Below are 3,626 nucleotides of genomic sequence, written 5' to 3' on the forward strand. Positions count from 1 at the left end.
AAGGCGCATCGCGAGAAAACAGCTTTTGACGGGCCGTACCGTGATTATCGCGGTCTGGTTGCACGCAAGCTGGGCGGGACCAAGCCGCAGAACATCTCCCAACTCAACAGCGAACGCGGCGGTGTGAACTACCTGTTGGCGTCGAATCCGCCGCATTGGGGTGACGAGCATTGGCTTAACAGCACGAAACCACGTCTTCTGAACACCGATTCCGCATTTGATCGAATTGGTCAACTCAAAAGCGTGCACCGCCTGATTCGGGTTCTCACGGATTTTCTCCTGAAGGACCCTCCGAAAAATGAAGCCACGCGGAACAGGCGGGAGGCCATCGAGCAGGCGTTGAGTCAGGAACTGCCGGTGTTCGCTGCATCCGTCCGGGTGGGGTTGGCACCCGGCTGGACACGTAACCCTGCCTGCCGGCTCCCGCGCTGTGAGCAGCTATGGCTGGATTTGGACAGGGTGGAACTTCCACTTCGTGAAGACCATGCCGAGGCCGACCAGGCATTCATTGACGATTATCGCCGGGGCGATTGGCATGACGAGGTGGCTGGTCGCTTCGCGAACTGGATCAATGCGCGTCTGCGTGATGCCGGACTGTCCGCGGTTGGGGATGCCGAATACCGCCATTGGGCGAGGCAGGCGGTCATTGAGGCGCAATGGCCGGTGCCCATGCAGGCGAGGGCTTTGGCATGAGCGCTTGTCCATCCTTCGACTACTTGATGGTGCTGCCACACCTGCGAGTGCAGAACGCCAACGCCGTATCCAGCCCGCTGACACATGGCTTTCCGTCCATGACGGCTTTTCTGGGCCTGATGTGGGCACTGGAACGTCGGTGCCGGGCTGCGGGCCTGGACTTGGCGTTTCGCGCGGTTGGCGTGGTGTGTCACGACCATCAGGAACAGGTGAGTGACGACTGGTTCGTCAAGTCGTTTCGCCTGACACGCAACCCCATCGACAAGCAGGGAAAGACCGCCGCGATTGTCGAGGAAGGTCGTATTCATCTGGAATTGAGCCTGGTCTTTGCTGTCGAGAGCGAACGATGGTTGCGTGATCCGGATGCGCGGCAAGCGGATACCGGGACAGTGGCCGAACTGGTGAGCCAGATGCGTGTGGCCGGCGGAACGATCGTGCCGCCGGAAAACCCGGCCTGGCATCGCTATCAGCCTCATTCCGTGCCGATGCACGGCGAGGAACGCTGGGAGTCTTTCCGCAAGCTGCGGATGCGCTGGTTACCCGGCTTCACGCTGGTGTCGCGAGACGAGCTGATCGACACGCGATTGGCGGAGTTGCACGAGGACGACACCGAAGCCACCAGACTGGATGCGTGGTTGTCACTGTGCCGCATCAACTGGCGCTACGAGACACCGGAAAAGGACACCGCGCAAGCGCGCCGTGATGCGTGGAAGCATGATCGAGCCGGCTTGGGCTGGGTTGTGCCGATTCCAGTTGGCTACGGCGCGCTGGGAGAGGTGCATCCCGCTGGGGCGGTGGCGAACGCACGTGATGCAAGCACGCCGTTTCGCTTCGTCGAGAGTCTTTATTCGGTGGGGCAGTGGATCAGCCCGCACCGTCTGCATGATCCACAGCAGATGCTCTGGTATGCCGACAGCCAGCCAGACAACGGCTTGTATCGCTGCCGCAACGACTTTCAACCCACGCCTGAATTCGACCTCTTCGAGGCGTCGTTCGACTAATCACATTGATTCGAGGAGTACAGCATGACAACACAAACCCTGAAGACCGCGTCCGTCCTGGCGTTTGAACGCAAGCTTGATCCTTCCGACGCCTTGTTGTTCGCCGGTGACTGGGACAAGCGTGAACAGCCTGCCAGTTGGCAGCCGGTCAAGATTCGCGAAAAGTCGGTACGAGGGACGATTTCCAATCGTCTCAAGACCAAGGACCAGGATCCGGCCAAGCTGGATGCGGCGATTGAAAACCCGAATCTGCAAACGGTTGATGTGGCTGCATTACCGTCCGATTGCGACACCCTGAAAGTGCAGTTCACGCTCCGGGTTCTGGGTGGCGCGGGTGAGCCTTCGGCCTGCAACGATTCAGGCTACCGCGACAAGCTGGTCGAGACCGTTGCCGGCTATGTCCAGGACCATGGGTTTGGTGAGCTCGCTGGGCGTTACGCTGCCAACCTCGCAAACGGCCGCTTCCTGTGGCGCAACCGTGTCGGCGCCGAGCAGGTTGAAGTGCATGTCGCCCACCTCCAGCAAGGCAGCGCCGAGCAGCAATGGGTGTTCGACGCACTTGAGCATGAGTTGCGGCAACTGAAAGCGCCCCAGGCGGAAGCCGGACAAGTTTCCGAGCTGGCGACGCTGATCGAAGCTGGTCTTGCCGGCAAGGCTCATGTGCTTTTGCAGGTGACCGCGTACGTCCGAATGGGGGCCGGGCAGGAAGTATTTCCATCCCAGGAACTGATTCTCGATCGAGGTCGCGGAGACAAGAGCAAAACCCTGTACGCCGTGGGTGACGGTGACAAGGCCGTCGCTGCGATTCATTCGCAAAAGATCGGCAATGCGGTTCGAACAATCGATACCTGGTATCCGGATGCAGCCCAGCTAGGTGCTATCGCGGTGGAACCTTACGGGGCGGTTACGACGCAAGGCAAAGCGTATCGCCAGCCGAAAGAAAAGCAGGACTTCTATTCTCTGCTGGACCGCTGGCTGCTCAAGGGCGAGGCGCCGGATATGAATAACCAGCACTTTGTCATCGCCGTGCTCGTTCGCGGTGGTGTATTCGGTGACGCGGGCTGACGGTGATGGACAGCTACGTGGATTTTCGATTGCTGCCTGATCCAGAGTTTTCGGTTCACCACTTGATGAACGCATTGTTCGCCAAGTTGCATCGTGCACTCGTAGAGTTGGACAGCGCACAGATCGGCGTGAGTTTTCCGGCGGCAGGGACTCAGGCCAAGGGTATGGGCGATGTGCTCCGTTTGCATGGCACTGACTCAACGCTGCGCCCGTGTTTGAACGGCAATTGGTTCAAGAGCATTCGAGATCATGCGGATTGTTCGGGAATCCAGGTCGTGCCGGACAATCCTGGGTACCTCCAGGTACGGCGCGTGCAGCCATTGGGTGGAAGTGACCTGCGCCGCCTTCGTCGGCGTTTAGTGGCACGCACCGGATGTTCCCCAGAGGAAGCAGAACAACGTTTGCCGACGGCAGCGACCGAGCGCCTTTCGCTGCCGTTCCTGGCACTGAGAAGCGCCAGCACCGGACAAATGTTCCGGCTGTTCATCGAACAGAAGCCGACCTCGCAACGAGTGGACGGCATATTCAATACCTACGGCATCAGCAAGACCGCGACGCTTCCGTTCTTCCGCTGACCCTTTTCTGCCGGCGCGCATTGTGCCGCTTTAAAATCAATTGGTTATGCACGGCGCTCAGACTTTGGTCTGAGCGCTGGTGCCTCCTATTTGTCTCTGCAAATCATTGGCTTATACGATATCTAGGCTTCTTCACTGCCGCGTAGGCAGCTCAGAAAAACGCGTATAGACGCGCTGCTTGAGCGTTGACCTTCACTGCCGCGTAGGCAGCTCAGAAATAGACCCTTCGCGTCGGCACTGCCATGGCCGACTTCACTGCCGCGTAGGCAGCTCAGAAAATCCAGCAAAAACC

4 protein-coding genes are annotated in these 3,626 nt (G+C 59.2%); all 4 read left to right on the forward strand.

What is annotated here, in order from left to right; translation table 11 throughout:
- On the forward strand, positions 1–693 hold a 693-nt coding region (locus tag ABNS06_RS06365), incomplete at its 5' end, for a type I-F CRISPR-associated protein Csy1 (protein ID WP_348673309.1).
- The gene (gene csy2 / locus ABNS06_RS06370) at positions 690–1,694 is read left to right on the forward strand and encodes a type I-F CRISPR-associated protein Csy2 (protein ID WP_348673310.1); all 1,005 of its coding nucleotides are present in this window, start codon (positions 690–692) and stop codon (positions 1,692–1,694) included. The genes ABNS06_RS06365 and csy2, both read left to right, overlap by 4 nt.
- A 24-nt stretch (positions 1,695–1,718) precedes the next feature.
- On the forward strand, positions 1,719–2,759 hold the full coding sequence (csy3, locus tag ABNS06_RS06375; protein ID WP_348673312.1) for a type I-F CRISPR-associated protein Csy3: 1,041 nt from the start codon (positions 1,719–1,721) through the stop codon (positions 2,757–2,759).
- A gap of 5 nt (positions 2,760–2,764) precedes the next feature.
- On the forward strand, positions 2,765–3,334 hold the full coding sequence (cas6f, locus tag ABNS06_RS06380; protein WP_348673313.1) for a type I-F CRISPR-associated endoribonuclease Cas6/Csy4: 570 nt from the start codon (positions 2,765–2,767) through the stop codon (positions 3,332–3,334).
- The last annotated feature ends 292 nt before the right edge of the window (positions 3,335–3,626 follow it).

The organism is uncultured Abyssibacter sp. (assembly GCF_964000955.1).
Classification (GTDB): Bacteria; Pseudomonadota; Gammaproteobacteria; order Nevskiales; family OUC007; genus Abyssibacter.

Coding starts and splice junctions, on each gene's coding strand:
- cas6f (WP_348673313.1), top strand. CDS start 2,765: ATGGACAGCTACGTGGATTTTCGATTGCTGCCTGATCCAGAGTTTTCG.
- csy3 (WP_348673312.1), top strand. CDS start 1,719: ATGACAACACAAACCCTGAAGACCGCGTCCGTCCTGGCGTTTGAACGC.
- csy2 (WP_348673310.1), top strand. CDS start 690: ATGAGCGCTTGTCCATCCTTCGACTACTTGATGGTGCTGCCACACCTG.